Source organism: Nostoc sp. 'Peltigera membranacea cyanobiont' 232 (assembly GCF_002245985.1).
Lineage (GTDB): Bacteria > Cyanobacteriota > Cyanobacteriia > Cyanobacteriales > Nostocaceae > Nostoc.
Map to the genome: position 1 here is coordinate 1 of NZ_NOLK01000004.1, position 19,983 is coordinate 19,983.

The following is a 19,983-nucleotide window of genomic DNA, read 5'->3' on the forward strand; positions in this document are numbered from 1 at the left end:
CCCTGCTTCCCCTGCTTCCCCTGCTTCCCCTGCCTCCTCTACTCTCTTCTGCGGCATCAACGCCAGCTTGGCATTGCGAAACCGCAGGTAATCCAAATCGGTTTTAATGGCACCGCCTTCACCTGACGACGCGATGCTAGTGGAAACCCAGCGCTCTTGCTTATCCTGTTCAATATAAATATCTGGATTGACTAAGGTAACATCTAGCTTTAGATGGCGGTTAAAAATTAGTTGTAACAGGTCAAAACCCACTTCTACAGTTTCGACTGTAGCCCGATCTGGATCTGTGGGTGTAGCTGGGATAGATGAAGCCCCAAACTGAACTCCCATCAAGGAAAATTGTGTGACTCTTCCCAGTTTCACCGGACGATTGAGTGTAGTAGTCAGACTTTGTTGTGCCAGGGGTGTTAACTCTGTTTGGACAAAAGTCCACAACCGCCAAATACCAACGATAACTCCTAACAGTAAAAGTCCGCCCAAAGCAATACTACCCCGCCTCAACACCAGCAACCACAGACGCTTGCGGATAGGGCATGGAGAGTGAGTATCTTGATTGGGAGATTTAGTCATTTGCTTTCACTGTATTAATTGCCGGATGTCGCTGGCACACACAAGCATTAACTGACACATTGATTCAGTATGCCATTTCCAGGATACGCCAACTAAACCCAAGACCCCATTAGTTGAGTTACGGTATTTGCTTCATCCAATACTTATGCTTCATAATATTGGCGTTTTCAGGTAAATCTGATCTGAATAGAGTGAAAATTGTTCCTTTGACTTTTGCAGAGGGACAACCTAGAACTTTAATATGAATAGAACTTAAAAAAGACAGATGATTACACCAATGCGTGTTTTTGTGTTGATTTTTAATGCTCGAACGGAAAATGAGGGGATTCACACGATTCGGGAGGGCGAACGCAATAAAATTCTGATGTTCGAGTCAGAAGACGACGCGACGCGCTTTGCCCTGATGCTGGAAGCTCAGGATTTTCCCGCACCGACACCAGAGCCAATGGATGCTGAGGAAATCAAGGAATTTTGTGAAAGTGCTGGATATGAATGGGAAATCATCCCAGAAAACAGCAATTTAGTTGTCACTCCCCCAGAACTGAACGTGGAACAAACTGACTGGCAAGCGGATGCCCAGAAGGAGGATACTGTTGAAGACACCTTCCCTCTCAATCAACAGCCACTAGAAGAATCAGAATTATCTAATTCTGAATTAGAGAAGATGCGTCGCAAATTGGAAGGATTGCTGTAATTAGTCATTAGTCATTAGTCATTGGTCATTGGTCATTGGTCATTGGTCGCTAACTGACTAATGACAAAGGACAACGGACAAAAGACAACGGACAAAGGACAAATGACAAACTTGCAAGAACGCGGGCATCTTTTAACCGAGATGGTAAATTCTAACAGTCTTAACTTAGACCAGCTTAATTCTCTGGAATTAGTAGAACTGTTTAATAGCGAAGACCAAAAAGCAGTCGCAGCTGTTGCGGCGGCGAAAGTTCAGTTGGCTGAAGCAATTGATACCACCGCCGAGCGTTTGCGCCACGGGGGACGCTTATTTTATATCGGTGCAGGCACAAGTGGTCGGTTAGGGGTATTAGATGCTGCTGAATGTCCACCTACTTTTTGTACGCCCCCAGAGTTAGTACAGGGGATTATTGCTGGTGGTGCGGGTGCGCTGGTACGCAGTTCGGAAGATTTAGAAGATAGCATTGAAGATGGCGAGGCTGCGATCGCTGGGCGACACATTACCCAGCTAGATGTCGTCGTCGGCATTACTGCTGGTGGCACAACGCCTTATGTCCACGGTGCCCTTCATGCTGCTCGTCAACGGGGAGCCAGTACTATTTTTATCGCCTGTGTTCCGGCTGAACAAGTTAGCTTTGATGCCGATATTGACATTCGTCTATTGACAGGGCCAGAAATCATCGCCGGCTCAACTCGCCTGAAAGCTGGTACAGCCACTAAGTTAGCGTTAAATATCCTTTCCACTGGAGTAATGGTTAAACTAGGTAAGGTTTACGGCAATCGGATGGTGGATGTGGCAGTAACAAATCAAAAGTTACGCGATCGCGCTTTGCGAATTTTGCAAGACCTCACAGGTTTAAGTCGAGAAGCTGCTGGTTTTTTATTAGAACGCAGTGGGAAATGGGTTAAGCTAGCGCTATTGATGCACTGGACTAGTTTGGAAAAAGACGAGGGCGATCGGCTTCTTTCAGAACACCAAAGTAATCTTAGAGCAGCTGTTATGAGCTATCAAAACCACAATCAACCTTAAAGAAGTTTTCTTCAATAAATACTCTATAGGTGGCTGCTACTTGCCTGAGTAGCACACCTTTTTTAAGTATAAGATTCCCTAGAAAGCTCACTACAATTGGTGTGTATTAATAAAGGTATACTTAGATAAATATTGTTAACATTCAATAACTAAAGCAAAAATATCTAGAGACTGCTAATCTTTTTGTAAACAAAAATTCAGAACTTATACGGATATGATTCCGTATGGAAGTTATTAAAATAATGTATCAATACTGAATGCATCTTAAATGATGTGGACTATAGCAATATATTTGAGTTATAAAGCCTATTGATAATAAACTCTATTCTATAGGACTTATGGACTAGCAAGATATTTGCTCTTTTCCGATCGCTCTTGATTTTAATAAACTTGATTTAAACTGCTATATATCAAATGTATTTCCACTTTTTGAGGTGTCTGCTGACCACTATATAGCTAGGTGTTGGTTTATTCAATAACTGGCTTTTTAATCCAAGGAACAAAGTATGACCCACTCGGAACTTCTTCTTTCAAATAATCTGGTTAATGAATTTAAAACTTGTACTCAATTACAATATAATGGCAAATTAAATATTAAAAGTTCAAAAGGTAGCCAATGGACTTTTTACTATCGACTAGGACGGATAGTTTGGGCAACAGGTGGAACTCATCCCTTCCGACGTTGGCGTAGACAGATGGCTCAAAATTGTCCTCAGATTGAGGTTGATAAATTGCTGTTACGTTCGCAAGACGTATCAATGGATTACTGGGATTACCGTCTTCTAGAAATCTTTCATAAAAAACAGAAAATTCAGAGAGAACAGATTCAGTGTATTGCCGAAAACACCATAGCTGAACTATTATTTGACCTAGCTCTACAAGGAAATTTTGCTTCTATAAGTTGCAATCGCAGCCAAGAAGTTATCTTAGAAACACCAATAAGCTTCACGAGTGCAGAAATGTCTGTAAGGCACATGCAAGACTCTTGGAAAACTTGGTCAGAAGCTGGGTTAGCAAATTTTTCTCCTGACTTAGCACCAGTTCTGCGGCGACCAGAACAACTCCAGCAGATGGTAAGTCCGTCTGTCTACAAAAACTTTGTGAGTTTAATCAACGGCAAATTGACTTTGCGAGATTTAGCCGTGAAAATGAAGCAAAGTGTGCTACCGCTCACCCGTTCGTTGCTTCCCTATATCCTTAAAGGAATCATCGAATTGGTGGAAGTACTCGACACGCCCTTAGTGCCTTTAGTCGTGACTGAGGTCAATAATAAGCCTGTCACTGCACAACCAAAGAAATCAAATGCTCCACTAGTAGCCTGTGTGGATGATAGCCCTCAAGTCTGTAAAATGCTAGAGGATATTATCACTTCCAATGGATTAAGGTTTATGAAGATTCAAGATGCTGTACAAGCTCTCCCAACCCTTATTCAAGATAAACCAGACCTGATTTTCTTAGATTTAATTATGCCAGTCGCTAGTGGTTACGAAATCTGTACTCAACTGCGGCGAATATCTGCCTTTGCCAATACACCAGTGATTATATTAACAGGCAGTGATGGCCTTTTAGATCGAGTTCGTGCGAAGGTAGTCGGTTCTACAGATTTTATTACTAAACCCGTAGTGGCTGACAAGGTAATGAGTATAATACGTAAGTATTTACCTACATCGAGTGTCCCCATTGAGAAGAGCAAAGCTAAGGTCGATGTTTTTCAGGAGGCAGGAGGCAGGAGGCAGGAGGCAGGAGGAAGCCATGCTTAGAAACGCGAACTTCTCTTGTATGTAATTAGGGAGAATTAATCATTTTTATTGAAATTAATCATCAGCGAATCTGATGAGCTTGAAAATTTAATTTCTCAGCATTAACCTCCTGTCACAAACAGCCATAAAAAGTCCTTGCAAGGTATGTTTGCCGCCTCAATAAACATAAAATTACTGGGGTAATAAATAAGAAATCATAATTCAGAAAAAATTAGGTAGCAGTCTTAAAGCTACCTAATTTTTTGCAACTAATCAAATATTTATTTAGTGGATATATAGAATATACCTATTCATCCACTAATGCTACAAAATTACTCCTGAATTATAACGAATAATTCCTTTATTATTTATTGGTAAAATCATTTTGTATTCACAAATATATATATTAGGCTCTCTTCATTACGTACTTCTTCTGAGGTTAATACATAAAGATTGAATCAAAATTAGACAAATACAATTTTTTGTATTTATAGCAATTCTATTTGAATTGTGAAATAAATATTGGTTATAAAAAAGGCGTTAAGGTCTAGTCTCTAGTCTTTTCTATGTCTTTGTTCAGTAATCAGTTAGGATTTGTATATCTAATTTGTTTACATTCTTAAAAAATAAAGGGTAATTACCATGAATACTGTTTTAGTTGTTGAAGATGGCTTAACAGATATGGAGATAATCAGCCGTTACTTACAACAGGCAGGTTATTCTGTGATTAGCGCCACAAGCAGTGAAGAGGCTCAAGACAAAATAGATAAAAATAAGCCAGACCTAATATTTCTCGATGTAATCTTGCCAGGTAAAAGTGGCTTTGAGATTTGTCGAGAGCTAAAAAATAACCCCATCACTAGCAAAATACCTGTGGTTTTCTGTTCTACAAAAAATAGCGATGTAGATAAAATTTGGGGTAATATGTTGGGTGCTGAAGGTTATCTGTCAAAACCAATTGACAGAGACGAATTAGTAGTAATTGTAAAGCAACTAATTAATAAGTAGTAAATTAGTAGATAAATACTCAAAAAAGTCACTGTTTCTTAGAATCACCATCAGATTAAAGCATAACTGTAAATAGTGGCTAAAGATAAATCATCAAGGACAAAGGATCGATAACTTTGGAAACCAAGGAAAAGTTTTTAAGTTTTAATTTGGGAGTCAGGGATACAGCCGTAATTTCGTTACAACACATCACAGAAGTTTTGCAAGTATCATTACCAGAAATATGTGGCGTTCCTCAGATGCCTAGCTGCGTCTTGGGTATCTATAACTGGCGCGGTGAGATGCTTTGGTTAGTAGACTTAGAAGCAATGTTAGGTTATCCTCCAATTTCGCAAGGAGCAAATTTACTTTCAAAAATGATGGCGATTGTTTTGGAAAACAATGGTAAGTATTTGGGACTTTTGGTCAGAGAACTTATAGATATTGAAGGGCTGGACACTCAGCAAATGAAACCCCCAAGTGCCGAATTATTTTATCCTAAAATATCACCTTTCTTGCAGGGATACTTTATTAATGATTCCGAGGATATGATTTTCAGTTTGGATGCGATTACGATTATCCAAGCTCCTATGTGGAAAAATCATAATTGAACTTTTAATACTGAGTGATTAGGTATAGTATTTTGGCACTTTCTAATCCTTGACAACCAAATAATAGTTCATCTGTAATTGTCAAATATCCAACTGTTACCAATAACAAATTTGAGGTTAATTCAATGACATTTCTATATAACAATAGCCATGAGAATGAGCATCTAATGCCTGAAATAGAAAATATGAATGGAAACGCTAATATAGCAAATATTGCTAGCAATGAAATATCTTTGTTAAATGCGATCGCTCAAGAATTTAAAACTTGGAGACGACAGTTGCAAGACATCGCAACTCACATGCGCCAAGCCCCAGACATTGATACACTACTCAAAATTACTGTAGCGCAGATTAGAGAAAAGATTGGTTGCGATCGCGCCTTAATTTATCAGTTTACTTCCCTTGATTCAGGTAATGTTTTAGCGGAATCTAGAACACTAGGCTGGACACCGACTCTCGGCGAAAATATTCCCGGAATTATTTTTGGCTTATATACCAATCAAGACTATATAGAAGCTGTAGTTATTGATGATATCAATCAGATTCAACTTACCCCTTATCAAAAGCAACTGCTAGATAAATTTCAAATTAAAGCTAGTTTGAGTTTACCGATAGTAGTAGAAGGTAAAGTCTGGGGATTACTGGCAGTAAATAATTGCTACTCAACACGGCAGTGGCAAGAAGTAGAAATTAGTCTCCTATCCCAAATTACAACAGAACTGATCTACAAATTGCAAAGTTTTGAATTCAAAAGAGAAGAACAACAGCGAATACTCGCAAAAAAATCGGTAGCTAAAGTCATCGACAAAATTCTCCGAGCATCAAGTATCGATAAGATTTTTCAAACAACTACTCAAGAAGTACGTCAATTACTAAAATGCGATCGCGTCGGCGTTTATCGCTTCAACGCTGACTGGAGTGGCGAGTTTGTCGCTGAGTCTGTGGGTAATGGCTGGATAAAAATGGTCAGCCCTGATTTTTATATGGTATGGGAAGATACCCATTTACAAGACACCAAAGGAGGACGTTACGCCAAGGGTGAAAGCTATGTGGCCAAAGACATCTATAAAATGGGTCATGCTCAATGCCACATTGACATTTTAGAGCAGTATGAAATGAAAGCTTACATCATTGCCCCCATATTTTCTGGAGAGAAATTATGGGGTTTGCTGGGAGCTTATCAAAATTCTGGGCCTCGTGATTGGCAACCTTGGGAAGAAAGCTTTGTGACTCAAATTGGGCTGCAATTTGGTGTGGCTATCTCACAAGGCGAATATCTCAACCAAATGCATGAGAAATCTGAACAACTAGCTCAAATAGTTGAACAAGAAAAAGCTTTCACTAAGATAGTAGGCCGCATCCGGCAATCTTTAGATGTAGATAGCATCTTCAAAACAACCACTCAAGAAGTGCGTCAATCACTACGATGCGATCGCGTCGCAGTCTATCGCTTTAACCCTGACTGGGGTGGCGTATTTATGGCTGAGTCTGTGGGTAGTGGTTGGACAAAACTCGTAGGCCCTGATATTAAAACCGTTTTGGATGATACCTACTTGCAAGAAACGAAGGGAGGTAGATATGTCAGAGGTGAAAACTTTATCGTTAATGATATCTATAAAGTAGGGCTTGCTCCCTGTCATATTGAGATTTTAGAGCAGTTTGAAGCCAAAGCTTACATGATTGTTCCTATATTCTTCGGGGATAAACTGTGGGGATTGCTGGCAGCTTATCAAAATTCTAGCCCTCGTGAATGGCAAACCTGGGAAGTGAACTTTTTGGTTCAGACTAGCTTGCAATTTAGCCTAGCTAAATCACAGATAGATTATTTGGAATTAGTGCAGTTGAAATCTGAAAAACTATCTCAGATAGCAGAACAAGAGAAAGCTGTCACCAAGATTAGTAACCGCATCCGCCAATCTTTAGATGTAGAAGAAATCTTTAAAACAACCACTCAAGAAGTACGGCAATTACTGCGGTGCGATCGCGTCGCCGTCTACCGCTTCAATCCTGATTGGACAGGCGAATTTGTCGCAGAATCAGTAGGTCATACTTGGGTAAAACTAGTAGGCCCCGATATCAAAACTGTCTGGGAAGATACCCACTTGCAAGAAACTCAAGGAGGTCGATATACTCAGGCTGAAAGCTTTGTTGTAAATGACATCTATCAGGTAGGTCATTCTCCTTGCCATATTGAAATTTTAGAGCAATTTGAAGTCAAAGCTTATGTAATTGTTCCTGTATTTGCTGGGGAGCAATTGTGGGGATTGCTGGCAGCTTATCAAAACTCTGAAACTCGTGATTGGGAAGAATCAGAAGTCACCTTGTTAGCACGCATTGGCAATCAATTAGGATTGGCATTACAACATACCGAATATTTGCAACAAGTACAGGCACAGTCAGCAAAATTATCAGAAGCAGCAGCACGAGAAAAGGCAGCCAAGGAGTTACTACAACAACGATCTATTCAACTCCTAACAGCCCTTAGACCTGCACTCAACGGTGACTTAACAGTACGGGCACCCATTACAGAAGACGAACTAGGTACAATCGCCGATGCTTATAATAATACTCTGCAAGCACTGCGGCAAATAGTTCTTCAAGTACAAGGGGCTGCTCAACAAGTTGCCCAAACTTCTACCAATAGCGAGTCTTCACTAGCGGGACTGACTAATCTGGCGCAACAACAATCTGAGGAAATTACCGCAGCATTAGGTGAAATTCAACAGATGGTGGACTCTACTCAAGCTGTGGTAGCGAATGCTGAGTTAGTGCAACTAGCAGTAAAACAGGCTAATCAAACTGTAGAGTCTGGTGATACCGCGATGAATCTGACTGTACAAGCTATCCAAGGAATTCGCGAAACCGTTGCTCAAACCAGTAAAAAGATTAAACGCCTCAGTGAATCTTCGCAAAAAATCTCCAAAGTGGTGAATTTGATTGGTAATTTTGCCACACAGACAAACGTGCTGGCTTTGAATGCAGCCATTGAAGCCACCCGTGCCGGTGAATATGGCAAAGGCTTTGCAGTTGTAGCTGATGAAGTCCGTTCTTTATCTCGCCAGTCAGCAGCAGCAACCATCGAAATAGAAAAATTAGTCCAGGATATTCAAGCAGAAACCGGAGAAGTTGCAGTAGCGATGGAAACTGGTATTCAGCAGGTAGTAGAAGGCACAAATCTAGTTAGTGATACTCGCCAAAACTTAAATGCGATCGTTTCTGCAACTGCCGAAATTAGTCAACTAATTGAGCGAATTACCGCAGCGACTCAAAAGCAAATGACGCAATCTGTAACAGTCACAAAATCAATGCAAGATGTAGCAGGAATTGCTAATAAGACTTTTGCTGAGTCTCAAGAAATTGCCACTGTATTTCAAGATTTATCAGGGATGGCGCAAGATTTATTAACAACTGCTAGCAAGTTTAAAGTCAAATGAAAAATAGTTAGGAGTTAGGAGTTAGGAGATATAAATTATGGAGAAAAAGTATTTGTTTGATAAGCTATGCAGACGAAATCATTCTGATTTTGAGTTGAATAGTCAAGACAACTGAAAAATCAATTGGTCGATCAACTCCTAACTCCCAACTCCTAACCCTTAACTCCCAACTCCCAACCCCTAACTCTAAACTATGATTACCGACGCTGCAATTCGCGAACAAGGATACATCTATTTTCTAGCTGAAGCCCCGGAATTAATACAAATTATTGAGCAAGAACTATTTAGTTTATCAGAAGACTATAGTATTGCCAAAGTTCATAATTTAATGCGGGCTACTCATACGCTTAAAGGTGGTGCTGCTAATGTTGGGCTAGAAGTAATTAAGATGATAGCCCATTTTTTAGAAGATGTATTCAAGGCTCTATATAATCCTAAAGTAGAAGTTGATGCTGAATTACAAACACTTCTACTACAAGCTTATGAGTGTCTTAGCATAGCATTAAATACTGAGCTAATAGGCAGTACTGTTAATGATGAAGAACTACTTCATCGAACAACTTCAGTGTTTGCACAATTACAAGAAAAGCTAGGTGATGCATTTGGTGATGAGGCTCATATTCCCACTTCTGAAGAATTGGGGTTTGATATTGTGCAATCGGTTTTTGAAGTTGGAGTAAAACAACGTCTAAATAGTATTGCTGAAGCTGTTAACAATCCCCCAAATAAGGACGATTTTATCGAATTATTACACTCTCAAGCTGAAGTTTTTCTTGGTTTAGCAGAATCTCTAAACTTACCTGGATTAGGAGAAATTTCTCAAACAATTCTGTTAGCCCTGCAAGCAAATCCCACTCAGGTACACCAAATTGCAGAAATTGCCCTTGCAGATTTACAGCAATCACAAAAATTGGTATTAGAAGGCGATCGCACATCTGGCGGAGAAACTTCTCCAGCTTTACGAAAACTGACGATAGTCGCAAATAATGAGTTATCTGGAGAATGGCAAAATAATTTATCTACTGATACATTCGATGAAGAACAATTTTACCAGTTTCTTACTACATCTGATAATAATAAAAACGAATCTGTAAAGCCAATAACTGCCAAATTTTATTTAAAAGTAATTCGCTACATTTTTGGCTGGTTTAATCACGAGATCCAAATACCAGAGAAAGACCTTCATTTGGACTTACTAATTCCTAGCTTAGAAAGAGATGATTTACTTGATTATATTGAAAATTGGCTGAAAAACTTTCTTGATTATATCCAAGATGAGGAGGATAGCAAAAGTCTTTATATTTATCGAAATGGGATCGTGTTGATTATCTTATTTGCAGTAACAAAATTCAAGTATTCTATCAAAAAAGTTGATCGTTATCTTGCAGCAATAAAAATATTACAGAACCGAATTCATATATTAGCGAAAGAATATAAAAATTATCCTCCTGTTACTAGTAAAGAGATAAATTGGCTTGATAGTCCCAGGTTACAATCACTGTTAGCTATTAAAGAAATACCCCAATCTGTCTCTTCTCAAACAACTGATAACCTCCTAGAGGCAATATGGGGAGAAGAAGCGAGCCAAAATTTTACAGAAGAAGTGGTTACTACTCAAACTGAACATTCTCCAGAAAAGCTTGATTTATTAACTATCAATGAGCAGGTAGCTATAGATGTTCCTGAAACAGCTATTGAAGTCATGCCTGATTTAGCTACACAAATAAACAAAGAAATAGAAGATAAATCACAGTATGTTCAAACTAAAAATTTTCGTCAGCCTTCATTTATTCGAGTAGATACAGAGAGGCTGCAACATCTAAATTATCTAGCTGGAGAATTGCTAATTTATCAAAAACGGCGTAGTTTGCAAGATGAACAAGTCCAAGAAATCATTGAGCAATTAATCCGGCAAATCACTAGACATCAAATAACTTTAAATGAATTACGGGATTTACCATTACAAATACCAAATATTGCCTCACAACAAACGCAAAATTTTGCGGTAAAATTTGACTCTTTAGAAATGGATGTATATACAGAATTTCACATGACATTGCATGAAGCAATAGAAGAGACACTGCAACTACAAGAAACTACAGAATCTCTTGAATTGCTCGTGACGCAAGCTGCTCAAATTAGTAACAAACAAGAGAATTTAACTCTTAATATTATAGAGAGCTTAGTAGAAGCACGAATGTTGCCTTTGGGTAATATCTTAAATCGTTTCCCCCACATGGTAAATAAGTTTGGGAATGTTTATGCCAAACTTGTAGAATTGAAGCTAACTGGTACTGAAGTACTAGTAGATAAAGCGATCGCAGAAAAGCTGTACGATCCCTTGTTACATTTAGTACGTAATGCTTTTGACCACGGGATTGAAGCTCCGCAACTTCGCCGGGAGCTTGGTAAACCAGAACAAGGGTTAATCGAAATCCGTGCTTATCATCAGGGTAGCCAAACTGTTATCGAAGTTCGGGATGATGGTCAGGGATTGAATTTAGAAAGAATTCGCAGAAAAGCTGCTGAATTCTATCCCATACAAACTGAAGAAAAAACCAAAAGTTATGCTTCTAATCTGGCCGAACCTGAACTTTTAGATATGATATTTTCACCTGGATTTTCTACTGCTAATAAAGTGACTGAAATCTCTGGGCGCGGTATGGGGTTGGATATTGTTCGGACTCAGATGAATGCACTTAATGGCTCAATTTCAGTACAATCCTTACCCAACCAAGGAACAATATTCATGCTCAAAATTCCTTTTTCTATGACTACAGAAAAATTAATGCTAGTTCAAGCCAAAGGTGTTATTTATGCCCTTCTTTTGGACAGTATCGAAAAAATATTGATTCCCTCCGAGCAGCAGATTAAAGAAATTGAAGGGCAAAAAGTCTTGCATTGGAACACAGACAATGATGAGACTATGGTTAGCCTCCGTCAACTTTCAAAATTGATTAATTATAATGACTCATTCTTGAATAGTTCTGCTCCATACAACACATCAAATACTGACGACCCAAGCATAGCGAAAAATCCGGTGCTTTTGCTCCGACGAAATCAAGGAATGTTTGCTTTGGAAGTTGACCAAATCATTGGTGAACAAGAACTGGTAATCAGACCTTTAGGAAATGCGATCGCACAGCCAAAATATATTTATGGTTGTAGTAGTTTACCCAATGGTAATCTCATCTTAGTGATTGATGCTTCCCTGCTGGTAGAGTCTAACAGGCTCCAACAAACAACACTTGATATCATGGCGCGACCAATTGCTTCTCCCTCAAATAAAAAAGCCTTGGCGATATCGGGAGACACTTTTGCATCTACACCATTACTTGCTGCATCTACTTCCACAACAACTATAGAAACTGAACCCAGTTATTCTCAAGAGTCAGAGAATAAATCACCAAAAGTTGTTTTAGTAGTAGATGACGCGATTAGTCTGCGCCAAACTATCTCTCTCACTCTACAAAAATCTGGCTATCAAGTAATACAAGCTCAAAATGGTGTAGAAGCTCTAGAAAAGTTGCAGTTACATCCAGAAATTCAAGTCGTCGTCTCCGATTTAGAGATGCCACGAATGAATGGTTTTGAGTTGTTAGGCAATTTCCGTCAATACCCCAAATTAGCAAAAATACCTGTAGTAATTCTCACTTCTCGCAGTGCTGAAAAACATCGCCAACTTGCCCAAGAATTGGGCGCAAAGGCTTATTTAACCAAGCCTTATTTAGAAAATGAGTTTCTTTCTACAATTAAGGGTCTAATGAACAGTAATGCAGATGATTTAAATCATTTTCTCATGATGACAAATCATTAAAATTAAGATTAATTTTAGTTGGGTGCTATCGGTAAGTTATCTGTGAGACTTTAAGTTAAGTGATGCGAGAGTGGGGAGAGAGGCATAGCGTACCGATAAAGTGTATCAACCCTTGGGACGCGATCGCCTTAATTACCAGGTAGATTATTTGGATCTACACCTAGAGAACGTAAATACTGCGCTAACTGTTCAGCCCTTTGTCGCTCCTGTTGTGCTTGTTCTGCATCTGTAAAATAACGATTTCCTTGCTCATCATACCAACATAAAAATTCCTGTTGTATCCCGGCAATTACAGCTTGGTGTCGCCCAATACCTAACCCAACCTCTGGCATCAAATAAGGTTCACCTATTTGTAGTTGGTAATTTCCATCTATCAACTTATACACTTCAAAGGGTTGATGTTGGTCGCGTCGCCAAAATTCAGGGTTATAAATTACGTAGTACAATACACCCAGTTTTCTGTATATATCTAGCTTCTCTTCATATTCACCTCCGGGGGTGTGGGATACCATTTCTAATGTGAATATTGGAACTATCCCATTTTCTTCCCAAACCGCATAACTGTTGCGTGATTTGCCACCCTTTTTGCGCTCTACTCCCACACTTAAAAAAGCATCTGGCACTACAGGTACTCTGGGATTTACTCCCGTGGTGTGATATACTCCCATATCTACTCCGAAGTACCAATCTAGGCGATTTGCCCAAATGGAGTTGAGTAAGAATAATAAAATGTTGGGCAAAAAGTTTTGGTCTTCGTTATCCACTGGTGTATCGTCTGAACATGGGAGTTCATCAGTCGTTGGTAACGCATTTTTGAGATCGGGTGAGAGCATAACCGTTGTCTCGCTGGCGTTTGATGCCCTTATTATAAATGAGTGACGAAAAGTTAGCGTTTGGGTTCAGGTTCGCCAAACTTAATTAAAAGTGCGATCGCAATACTAACAAGCAAAATTAACGTCATACTTAAAGCTGAACCAAATCCCCAATTTTGGGTTGCTCCCAGAAACTGGTTATAAATTAACCGCGCCGCTGTCATACTAGAAGCACCACCAAGTAATTCTGGATCGACAAAATCCCCCAAGCCTGTGATGAATACAAGCATAGAAGCAGCCGCAATTCCAGGCAAAATTTGCGGTACGGTTACTTGGCAAAAAGTTTCCACTGGATTTGCACCTAAATCAGCAGCCGCTTCTAGCAACCGCTTATCTAGTTTTTCGAGAGAAGCATATAAAATCAAAACCATATAGGGTAACAAGCTATAACTCATACCAATAAATACAGCTTGACTCTGATTAAGTAATTGCAAAGTAGGCAAACCGAAAGTGCTGAGTAAACCGTTCAATAAACCAGTAGGACGAAGAATTGTAATCCAAGCGTATGAACGAAGTAACGAGGAAGTCCACAAAGGCAAAACAAAGCCTAATAGCAGCAAATTTCGCCAACGTTGCGGCGCTATTTGAGCAATCCAATAGGCGACGGGGAAGCCAAAAATTAAACAAATTATGGTGGTGCCAAACGCAAAAAATAGCGATCGCACAATCACTTGTACATAAAGCGGATCGAATATTCGGATGTAGTTTTGAAATCCGTTAGGGTTAACCAAATCTCCCGGCCGGATATCTGCAACTAAACTTAACTCGAAAATTATCAAAGTTGGCAACACCAACAAAAGTAATAACCAAATCCCCGATGGTGCAAGTAATATCAAAGGTTGCAGCCACTTCCCTGGCAGGGAATGCAATTCTTCTACTTGGAAAATATCATTTTTTTCAACATTCATCACTTGTAATTTCTCACTCCTAACTCCTAACTCCTAACTATTTTAGCTGCTAGTTAGTTGAGTCCAATAGCGATCGTAAACCTCTTCAAAGTCTCCTACAGGAGTAACTCGTTCGCAATTTGCTAAAAGCGACTCTGAGGGAAATAAATTACCATTGTTTTGGATGATTTTTGGCAATTGCTCAAATCCCGCCCTATTAGGTGTAGAAACACTCAGACGTTTACTGATTTGAGCGGCTATTTCTGGTTGCAAAATCATGTTAATCCAAGCATAGGCTCCATCTAAATTCGGAGAAGCTTTGGGAATTACAATAGTATCTGTCCATAATGAAGAACCACTGCGAGGAATCACATATTTGAGTTTAGGGTTTTCTTGAGAGATTTTCACTGCATCTGCTGAATAACACATTGCCAATAGTAAATCTCCTGCTAGAATTTGATTTTGCCAAGCATCGGTGTCAAAACGGGCGATGGCAGGTTTTAACACCTTCAACTTTTCATAAGCTTGTTTGATTTCTTGTTCATTTTTGGAGTTGTAAGAATAACCTAGCATCCGTAACGTCGCACCCATCACCTCTCGAACATCATTAAGCAAGGTCATTCTCTGATTAAGTTCCTCTTGATTCTGCCAAAGGTAATCCCAGTCTTGTGGTACATCTTTGATTTTTTCGGAATTGTACAGGAAACCTGTTGTCCCCCAGTTAAAAGGGATACTGTAACGGTTATTGGGGTCATAACTAGGATTCTGGAACCGGGGGAATAAATTCTCTAAACCGATTAAGCGATCGTGATTTATTTCTATTAACAAACCTTTGTTTACCATCTTCTGCACCATGTAATCGGATGGGTAGATGATGCTGTAAGTACCACCACCTCCAGCTTGCAACTTAGCCAGCATGACATCATTGGAATCATACACATCCGCTAGCACTTTCATGCCGGTTTGGATATTGAAAGTTCTCAGTAATTTTTGGTCAGTATATTGTGTCCAGGTAAAAATATAAAGTTGGTCACGCTGACTAGAAGTATTAGAATTAGCGCGGACTTCAGCCAGCCTCCAGCCACAACCAGCTAAAGATAAGCTAGAAAGTGCTGCCACCCCTTTTAAAAATTGCCGTCTGTTAGTCATTAAGTTAGAAATTATTCATCGACAACTTCTAGATTACGGTATGATTCCTAGCCCCTGGTGTGATTTACTGGCATGAATGTGTCATTCTTCACACTTACCAAACGCACCTTCTCCTGCGATCGCCTGCTCCGTAAATGTAATGCTCCTCGAACGGTTGGAATGTGGGGCTTCTATCAGATTTAGCTAAACACTTTATTTTACTTTCAGACTTGGTTAATCTATGATTGTTATCTTTCCTCAAGTGAAGATGCTTGGATGAAAGGAGTTTTTCACCATAGGGGTATCAGTGGGATAACAAACCAGAAGTTTTTGCAGATGAAATCATATAGATTTTGAGTATATAGCTTACACTAGTAGGTTTATCATCATATTTCTTATAGCTTCAATCAAACATCCTCTTATGCTCTTCCCAAGAAAGTCAAACAAGTTTGTAGAAAATTGCGGCACAAAGTATTTAAATATGTTGTTAAACATTTGTAAACTGTTAGCAGCTGAGTAGCCGCGTGTCACATCTTGTTAAGGAATTATCATGAGACAACTTGTTATAGCTGAACGCGTATGCCTGATTGGTCATATCGTGTCAAAAGCCTTTGGACTGGTAGGGATGCTACTGGTCGTACCTAATGCCGAAATAATTTTCAACTTATCGCAGGTTGGAGAAACTGCCGTACAGTTAAGTATGGCTGGCGGTGGTGTAGTTGATATCATTTTAGGGACAATAGCTGTCTCTATTTATGCCTACCGGACGCTAGGATTGGGAACTTGGCTAGCATTTATGCTGCCGGCTATGTTTATCTCTTTGGGAAGTGAACTACTGGGAACCAGCACAGGTTTTCCATTTGGTGATTATAGCTACTTGAGTGGCTTGGGTTATAAGATTGCGGGGCTAGTTCCTTTCACAATTCCTTTGTCTTGGTTCTATGTTGGGCTGTCGTCTTATTTAATTGCGAGAACTGGTTTGCAAGTGGCTCAAAAACCCAGTTGGGGTCGCCATATTGCAGCTATAGCCGTTGGTGCTTTACTCTTCACTTGCTGGGATTTTGCCCTTGAGCCAGCTATGAGTCAAACTTCTCTGCCTTTTTGGTATTGGGAACAACCAGGGGCTTTCTTTGGGACACCTTACCAGAACTATGCAGGTTGGTTTGGCACTAGCGCCCTGTTTATGAGTGTGGCAGGCTTGTTGTGGAGAAATACATCGATTAAATTAGAGCGATCGCAACTTAATCTACCCTTGGTCGTTTATTTAACTAATTTTGCCTTCGCCGCCGGACTAAGTTTGGCAGCTGGGTTCTCTATTCCTGTATTACTCGGCTTATTTCTTGGTGTGGTTCCCGCCGTGGCGCTGTGGTTAAGGAGTTCAACCAAACCTACTCAAGTTGCTGTTGAACCAATAAGCAAAGAAGTATCAGTAGCAAAGGTTGAAGTTGCCTTGAAATAGTCTAGATATTGGGGATTGGGGACTGGGGACTAGGGAGGGGAATAACCAATGCCCCATACCCATGCCCAATGCCCATTTATTTTGTATAGTCGCACTTTTAATTGATAAGTATTTTGACAACAGTAGACAACGCTTTGATAGTAGAAAGTGCCATATCACTTTTATTGCTACTTATCCAAGTACCAGCAACGGCAATTCTGTTTTCGCGTCTGCTAAAGGGGCCAAGACGGCTGCCCCCAATAGAACCGCAACAGCCGACACCAGAGCTTTTAGGTAGGGTTAGCGTCGTTGTTCCCACATTGAACGAGGCGCTTCGTATTAGCCCTCTGTTGGCTGGTTTAAGTCAGCAAAGTTATGAAGTTCGGGAAATTATTGTTGTAGACAGCAATTCCAATGATGGGACACCCGACTTAGTAAAAGCGATACAGCAAAAAGATCCGCGCTTTCGCGTGATGACAGACGATCCCTTACCCTCTGGTTGGGTGGGGCGGCCTTGGGCGTTGCATAACGGTTTTCTATATAGTTCTGAAGGTAGTCAGTGGTTTCTGGGACTAGATGCTGATATTCAACCACATCCTGGTTTGGTTGCTGGTTTAGTAAAAACAGCCGAAGCACAAGGTTATGACTTAGTTTCCCTTTCACCTCAGTTTATCCTTAAATATCCAGGGGAGTGCTGGCTACAACCAGCTTTGTTGATGACTCTGCTTTACCGATTTGACCCTGCTGGGATCAATGCAGAGCAGCCTGAACGGGTGATGGCAAATGGACAGTGTTTTTTGTGTCGTCGCTCTGTTTTAGCTGCTGTGGGTGGCTATAGCAGTGCTAGTAGTTCTTTTTGTGATGATGTCACATTGGCACGAAATATTGCAACTCTTGGGTATAAGGTGGGATTTTTAGATGGGGGAAAGGTGCTGAAGGTACGGATGTATGAAGGGGCAATGGAGACGTGGAAGGAGTGGGGGCGCAGTCTCGACCTCAAAGATGCAACTTCTCGTTCGCAGTTGTGGGGAGATTTATGGCTACTCACATCTGTTCAAGGTCTACCCCTTTTAATTGTCCTCACTTTTTTATTGATTTCTCCCCCATTCTCATCCTTGCTACAGACGCGATTAATCGCGTCTCCACCCACTCCCCCACTCCTTTTATTGGGACTGAATTTATTCTTGGTGGTGATTCGCTTTGCGATGCTAATTGCGATCGCACCCTCTTACGATCGCAAAAGTGCTAAAGGCGGTTGGTTATTCTGGCTTTCCCCTTTAGCCGATCCCTTAGCTGTGCTGCGAATCTTCTTATCTGCGTTCCGCAAGCCACGCGAGTGGCGAGGACGCAAATATATAATATAGTCGGGAATTGGGAATTGGATATTGAAAAAATTCCCCATCTTGTCTCTTTTGTCTCCCTAGTCCCAGTCCCCATTCCCTACTCCTACTCCTCTTCACCTCCTACTCGATCCCCGCGTTCCAGTTCCCAAAGAATTTGATTTCCTTCACGGCGAACCCGTGACACTATCCAGTTTCGCCAGCGCCATTGATCTCCCCGACTGGTAACAGCGCTGGCGTGGACATCCATCAAGTCTGCTAACTCAGAACTGGTGATTAAGTAGCCTTTTTCTGAAATTTCATCAGCGATACGCAGAGTTTCGACCAAGCTGCGGAGTTGCGAAACCCTAATTTCTGGCGGTTTTTCATCGGTTGTGGCCGCAGTTGGCCCAGTTGATGGTTCCATAATGGTTATTTCTGGTGCAGAAGTACTGATTTCTTGCGGACTTTGGTTAATTATTCGAGAGTTTTTTTCATAATCAGCTACTTTTGCTACATTTAGTTCATTTCTGGAAGGTAAAGATTGATAAAAATTTGCAGGAGTTAGTTGTTGTAGGGAAGGGATTTTGCCACTAGCATAGCTGCGAGCGATCGCATCACAACGTTCGTTACCTATGTTACCAGAATGTCCCCGGACGTGTTGCCATTTTACCTGTTGGGTATTGAGTTCATCAAGAGTTTCCAAAAGCTCTTGGTTTTGGACGGGTTTACCATCTGACTTTTTCCAGCCTTTCTTTTTCCAGCCTTTCACCCACTTAGTAACGCAGTTAATCAGGTATTCACTATCGGTATGGAGCGTAATTGGTTCAGCTTGTTGAGATGTTTGCAGGAATTGGAGGGCTGCGATCGCAGCTTGCATTTCCATTTTATTATTGGTGCTATGAGGGGATGCATCGCCCATTTCGTGAATTGAGCCATCGCTGAAGTAGACGACAACTCCCCAACCGCCAGGGCCAGGGTTCCCGGTACAAGCGCCATCGGTATATATGCTTTGGATTATAGGTTGAGTGGACATGGTTTAGGATATCGAACCGCAAAGGACGCTAAGGCAAGAGTGATTAGCTGCGAATTTTTAAAGAATATCCAGGCTATTATACCGATTAGCACTCCAGCAACAACGCTCCATTAGAAGGCTGTTGTGACGAAAAATGGTGTTTTGCTATTGAGTGGGTATTGAGCAACCAACACTGAAGATCCGATTTGGCTGGTTACTAACCCCATATCTGCGTTAATGATGAATGTTTTCTATGTTGCGATCGCTTTTTGCTTGGCAAGTGTGAATACTACCTTAAATTGTACTAATTAAATTTTGCTTTGCAGTCGGGTTAAGTAGGGGCTAAGGTTGATGTAATCTGTTTATATTTGCAACAGATATTTATCAGCGCTAAATTTCCTGGATTGCTTGATAAATTGGAGGTAGCTGTTGCTATTTTTGGT

At 40.4% G+C, this 19,983-nt stretch carries 13 protein-coding genes and 1 pseudogene; 9 read left to right on the plus strand and 5 right to left on the minus strand.

Features of this window, described 5'->3' with window-relative positions; translation table 11 throughout:
• Positions 1–570: pseudogene (locus CDG79_RS02210) on the minus strand (hypothetical protein); the annotation flags it as partial.
• Positions 571–835: 265 nt separating this feature from the next.
• Here CDG79_RS02210 and CDG79_RS02215 point away from each other — a divergent pair.
• The 7 genes from CDG79_RS02215 (at position 836) to CDG79_RS02245 (ending at position 12,881) form a co-directional block, all read left to right on the plus strand.
• Positions 836–1,264 (plus strand): DUF3110 domain-containing protein, encoded by a 429-nt coding sequence (locus tag CDG79_RS02215; RefSeq protein ID WP_094340191.1) that lies wholly within the window; start codon positions 836–838, stop codon positions 1,262–1,264.
• A gap of 102 nt (positions 1,265–1,366) precedes the next feature.
• Positions 1,367–2,293, plus strand: coding sequence for an N-acetylmuramic acid 6-phosphate etherase (gene murQ, locus CDG79_RS02220; RefSeq protein ID WP_094340193.1), 927 nt, complete (start codon positions 1,367–1,369; stop codon positions 2,291–2,293).
• 506 nt (positions 2,294–2,799) lie between these two features.
• Entirely contained in the window at positions 2,800–4,053 is a 1,254-nt protein-coding gene (locus CDG79_RS02225; protein ID WP_094340195.1) for a response regulator, read from the plus strand.
• Between the two features lie 621 nt (positions 4,054–4,674).
• Entirely contained in the window at positions 4,675–5,040 is a 366-nt protein-coding gene (locus tag CDG79_RS02230; protein WP_094329653.1) for a response regulator transcription factor, read from the plus strand.
• A gap of 116 nt (positions 5,041–5,156) precedes the next feature.
• Positions 5,157–5,630, plus strand: coding sequence for a chemotaxis protein CheW (locus tag CDG79_RS02235; RefSeq protein ID WP_094340198.1), 474 nt, complete (start codon positions 5,157–5,159; stop codon positions 5,628–5,630).
• Between the two features lie 125 nt (positions 5,631–5,755).
• Complete coding sequence (locus tag CDG79_RS02240; RefSeq protein ID WP_094340200.1) at positions 5,756–9,064, plus strand: GAF domain-containing protein; 3,309 nt, start codon at positions 5,756–5,758, stop codon at positions 9,062–9,064.
• Between the two features lie 193 nt (positions 9,065–9,257).
• Entirely contained in the window at positions 9,258–12,881 is a 3,624-nt protein-coding gene (locus tag CDG79_RS02245) for a hybrid sensor histidine kinase/response regulator (RefSeq protein ID WP_094340202.1), read from the plus strand.
• Positions 12,882–13,009: 128 nt separating this feature from the next.
• Here the strand turns inward: CDG79_RS02245 and CDG79_RS02250 are convergent, their stop codons facing one another.
• From CDG79_RS02250 to CDG79_RS02260, 3 genes are read right to left on the minus strand one after another with little or no spacing between them, the layout of a single operon-like run.
• Positions 13,010–13,714 carry a Uma2 family endonuclease gene (locus CDG79_RS02250; protein ID WP_094340205.1) on the minus strand — a complete coding sequence of 235 codons (705 nt, stop codon included), beginning with the start codon at positions 13,712–13,714 and terminating at the stop codon, positions 13,010–13,012.
• 53 nt (positions 13,715–13,767) lie between these two features.
• A complete protein-coding gene (locus CDG79_RS02255; protein WP_094340207.1) occupies positions 13,768–14,661 on the minus strand; it encodes an ABC transporter permease in 894 nt (297 codons plus the stop codon).
• A gap of 42 nt (positions 14,662–14,703) precedes the next feature.
• Positions 14,704–15,789 (minus strand): ABC transporter substrate-binding protein, encoded by a 1,086-nt coding sequence (locus tag CDG79_RS02260; RefSeq protein WP_094340209.1) that lies wholly within the window; start codon positions 15,787–15,789, stop codon positions 14,704–14,706.
• 529 nt (positions 15,790–16,318) lie between these two features.
• Between CDG79_RS02260 and cruF the strand changes: the two genes are divergently transcribed.
• Together cruF and cruG are read left to right on the plus strand one after the other, a co-directional pair.
• The gene (gene cruF, locus CDG79_RS02265; protein WP_094329647.1) at positions 16,319–17,227 is read left to right on the plus strand and encodes a gamma-carotene 1'-hydroxylase CruF; all 909 of its coding nucleotides are present in this window, start codon (positions 16,319–16,321) and stop codon (positions 17,225–17,227) included.
• A gap of 113 nt (positions 17,228–17,340) precedes the next feature.
• A complete protein-coding gene (gene cruG / locus CDG79_RS02270) occupies positions 17,341–18,570 on the plus strand; it encodes a 2'-O-glycosyltransferase CruG (RefSeq protein ID WP_442946160.1) in 1,230 nt (409 codons plus the stop codon).
• A gap of 82 nt (positions 18,571–18,652) precedes the next feature.
• Here the strand turns inward: cruG and rnhA are convergent, their stop codons facing one another.
• Positions 18,653–19,561: a ribonuclease HI gene (gene rnhA, locus CDG79_RS02275; protein WP_094340213.1), complete on the minus strand. Its 909-nt coding sequence runs from the start codon at positions 19,559–19,561 to the stop codon at positions 18,653–18,655.
• Positions 19,562–19,983: the final 422 nt, after the last annotated feature.

What these genes read in the sequence shown, in the direction of transcription:
- CDG79_RS02215 (WP_094340191.1), top strand. Translation starts at nt 836, where the DNA reads ATGATTACACCAATGCGTGTTTTTGTGTTGATTTTTAATGCTCGAACG.
- murQ (WP_094340193.1), top strand. Translation starts at nt 1,367, where the DNA reads ATGACAAACTTGCAAGAACGCGGGCATCTTTTAACCGAGATGGTAAAT.
- CDG79_RS02225 (WP_094340195.1), top strand. Translation starts at nt 2,800, where the DNA reads ATGACCCACTCGGAACTTCTTCTTTCAAATAATCTGGTTAATGAATTT.
- CDG79_RS02230 (WP_094329653.1), top strand. Translation starts at nt 4,675, where the DNA reads ATGAATACTGTTTTAGTTGTTGAAGATGGCTTAACAGATATGGAGATA.
- CDG79_RS02240 (WP_094340200.1), top strand. Translation starts at nt 5,756, where the DNA reads ATGACATTTCTATATAACAATAGCCATGAGAATGAGCATCTAATGCCT.
- CDG79_RS02245 (WP_094340202.1), top strand. Translation starts at nt 9,258, where the DNA reads ATGATTACCGACGCTGCAATTCGCGAACAAGGATACATCTATTTTCTA.
- CDG79_RS02250 (WP_094340205.1), bottom strand. Translation starts at nt 13,714, where the DNA reads ATGCTCTCACCCGATCTCAAAAATGCGTTACCAACGACTGATGAACTC.
- CDG79_RS02255 (WP_094340207.1), bottom strand. Translation starts at nt 14,661, where the DNA reads ATGAATGTTGAAAAAAATGATATTTTCCAAGTAGAAGAATTGCATTCC.
- CDG79_RS02260 (WP_094340209.1), bottom strand. Translation starts at nt 15,789, where the DNA reads ATGACTAACAGACGGCAATTTTTAAAAGGGGTGGCAGCACTTTCTAGC.
- cruF (WP_094329647.1), top strand. Translation starts at nt 16,319, where the DNA reads ATGAGACAACTTGTTATAGCTGAACGCGTATGCCTGATTGGTCATATC.
- rnhA (WP_094340213.1), bottom strand. Translation starts at nt 19,561, where the DNA reads ATGTCCACTCAACCTATAATCCAAAGCATATATACCGATGGCGCTTGT.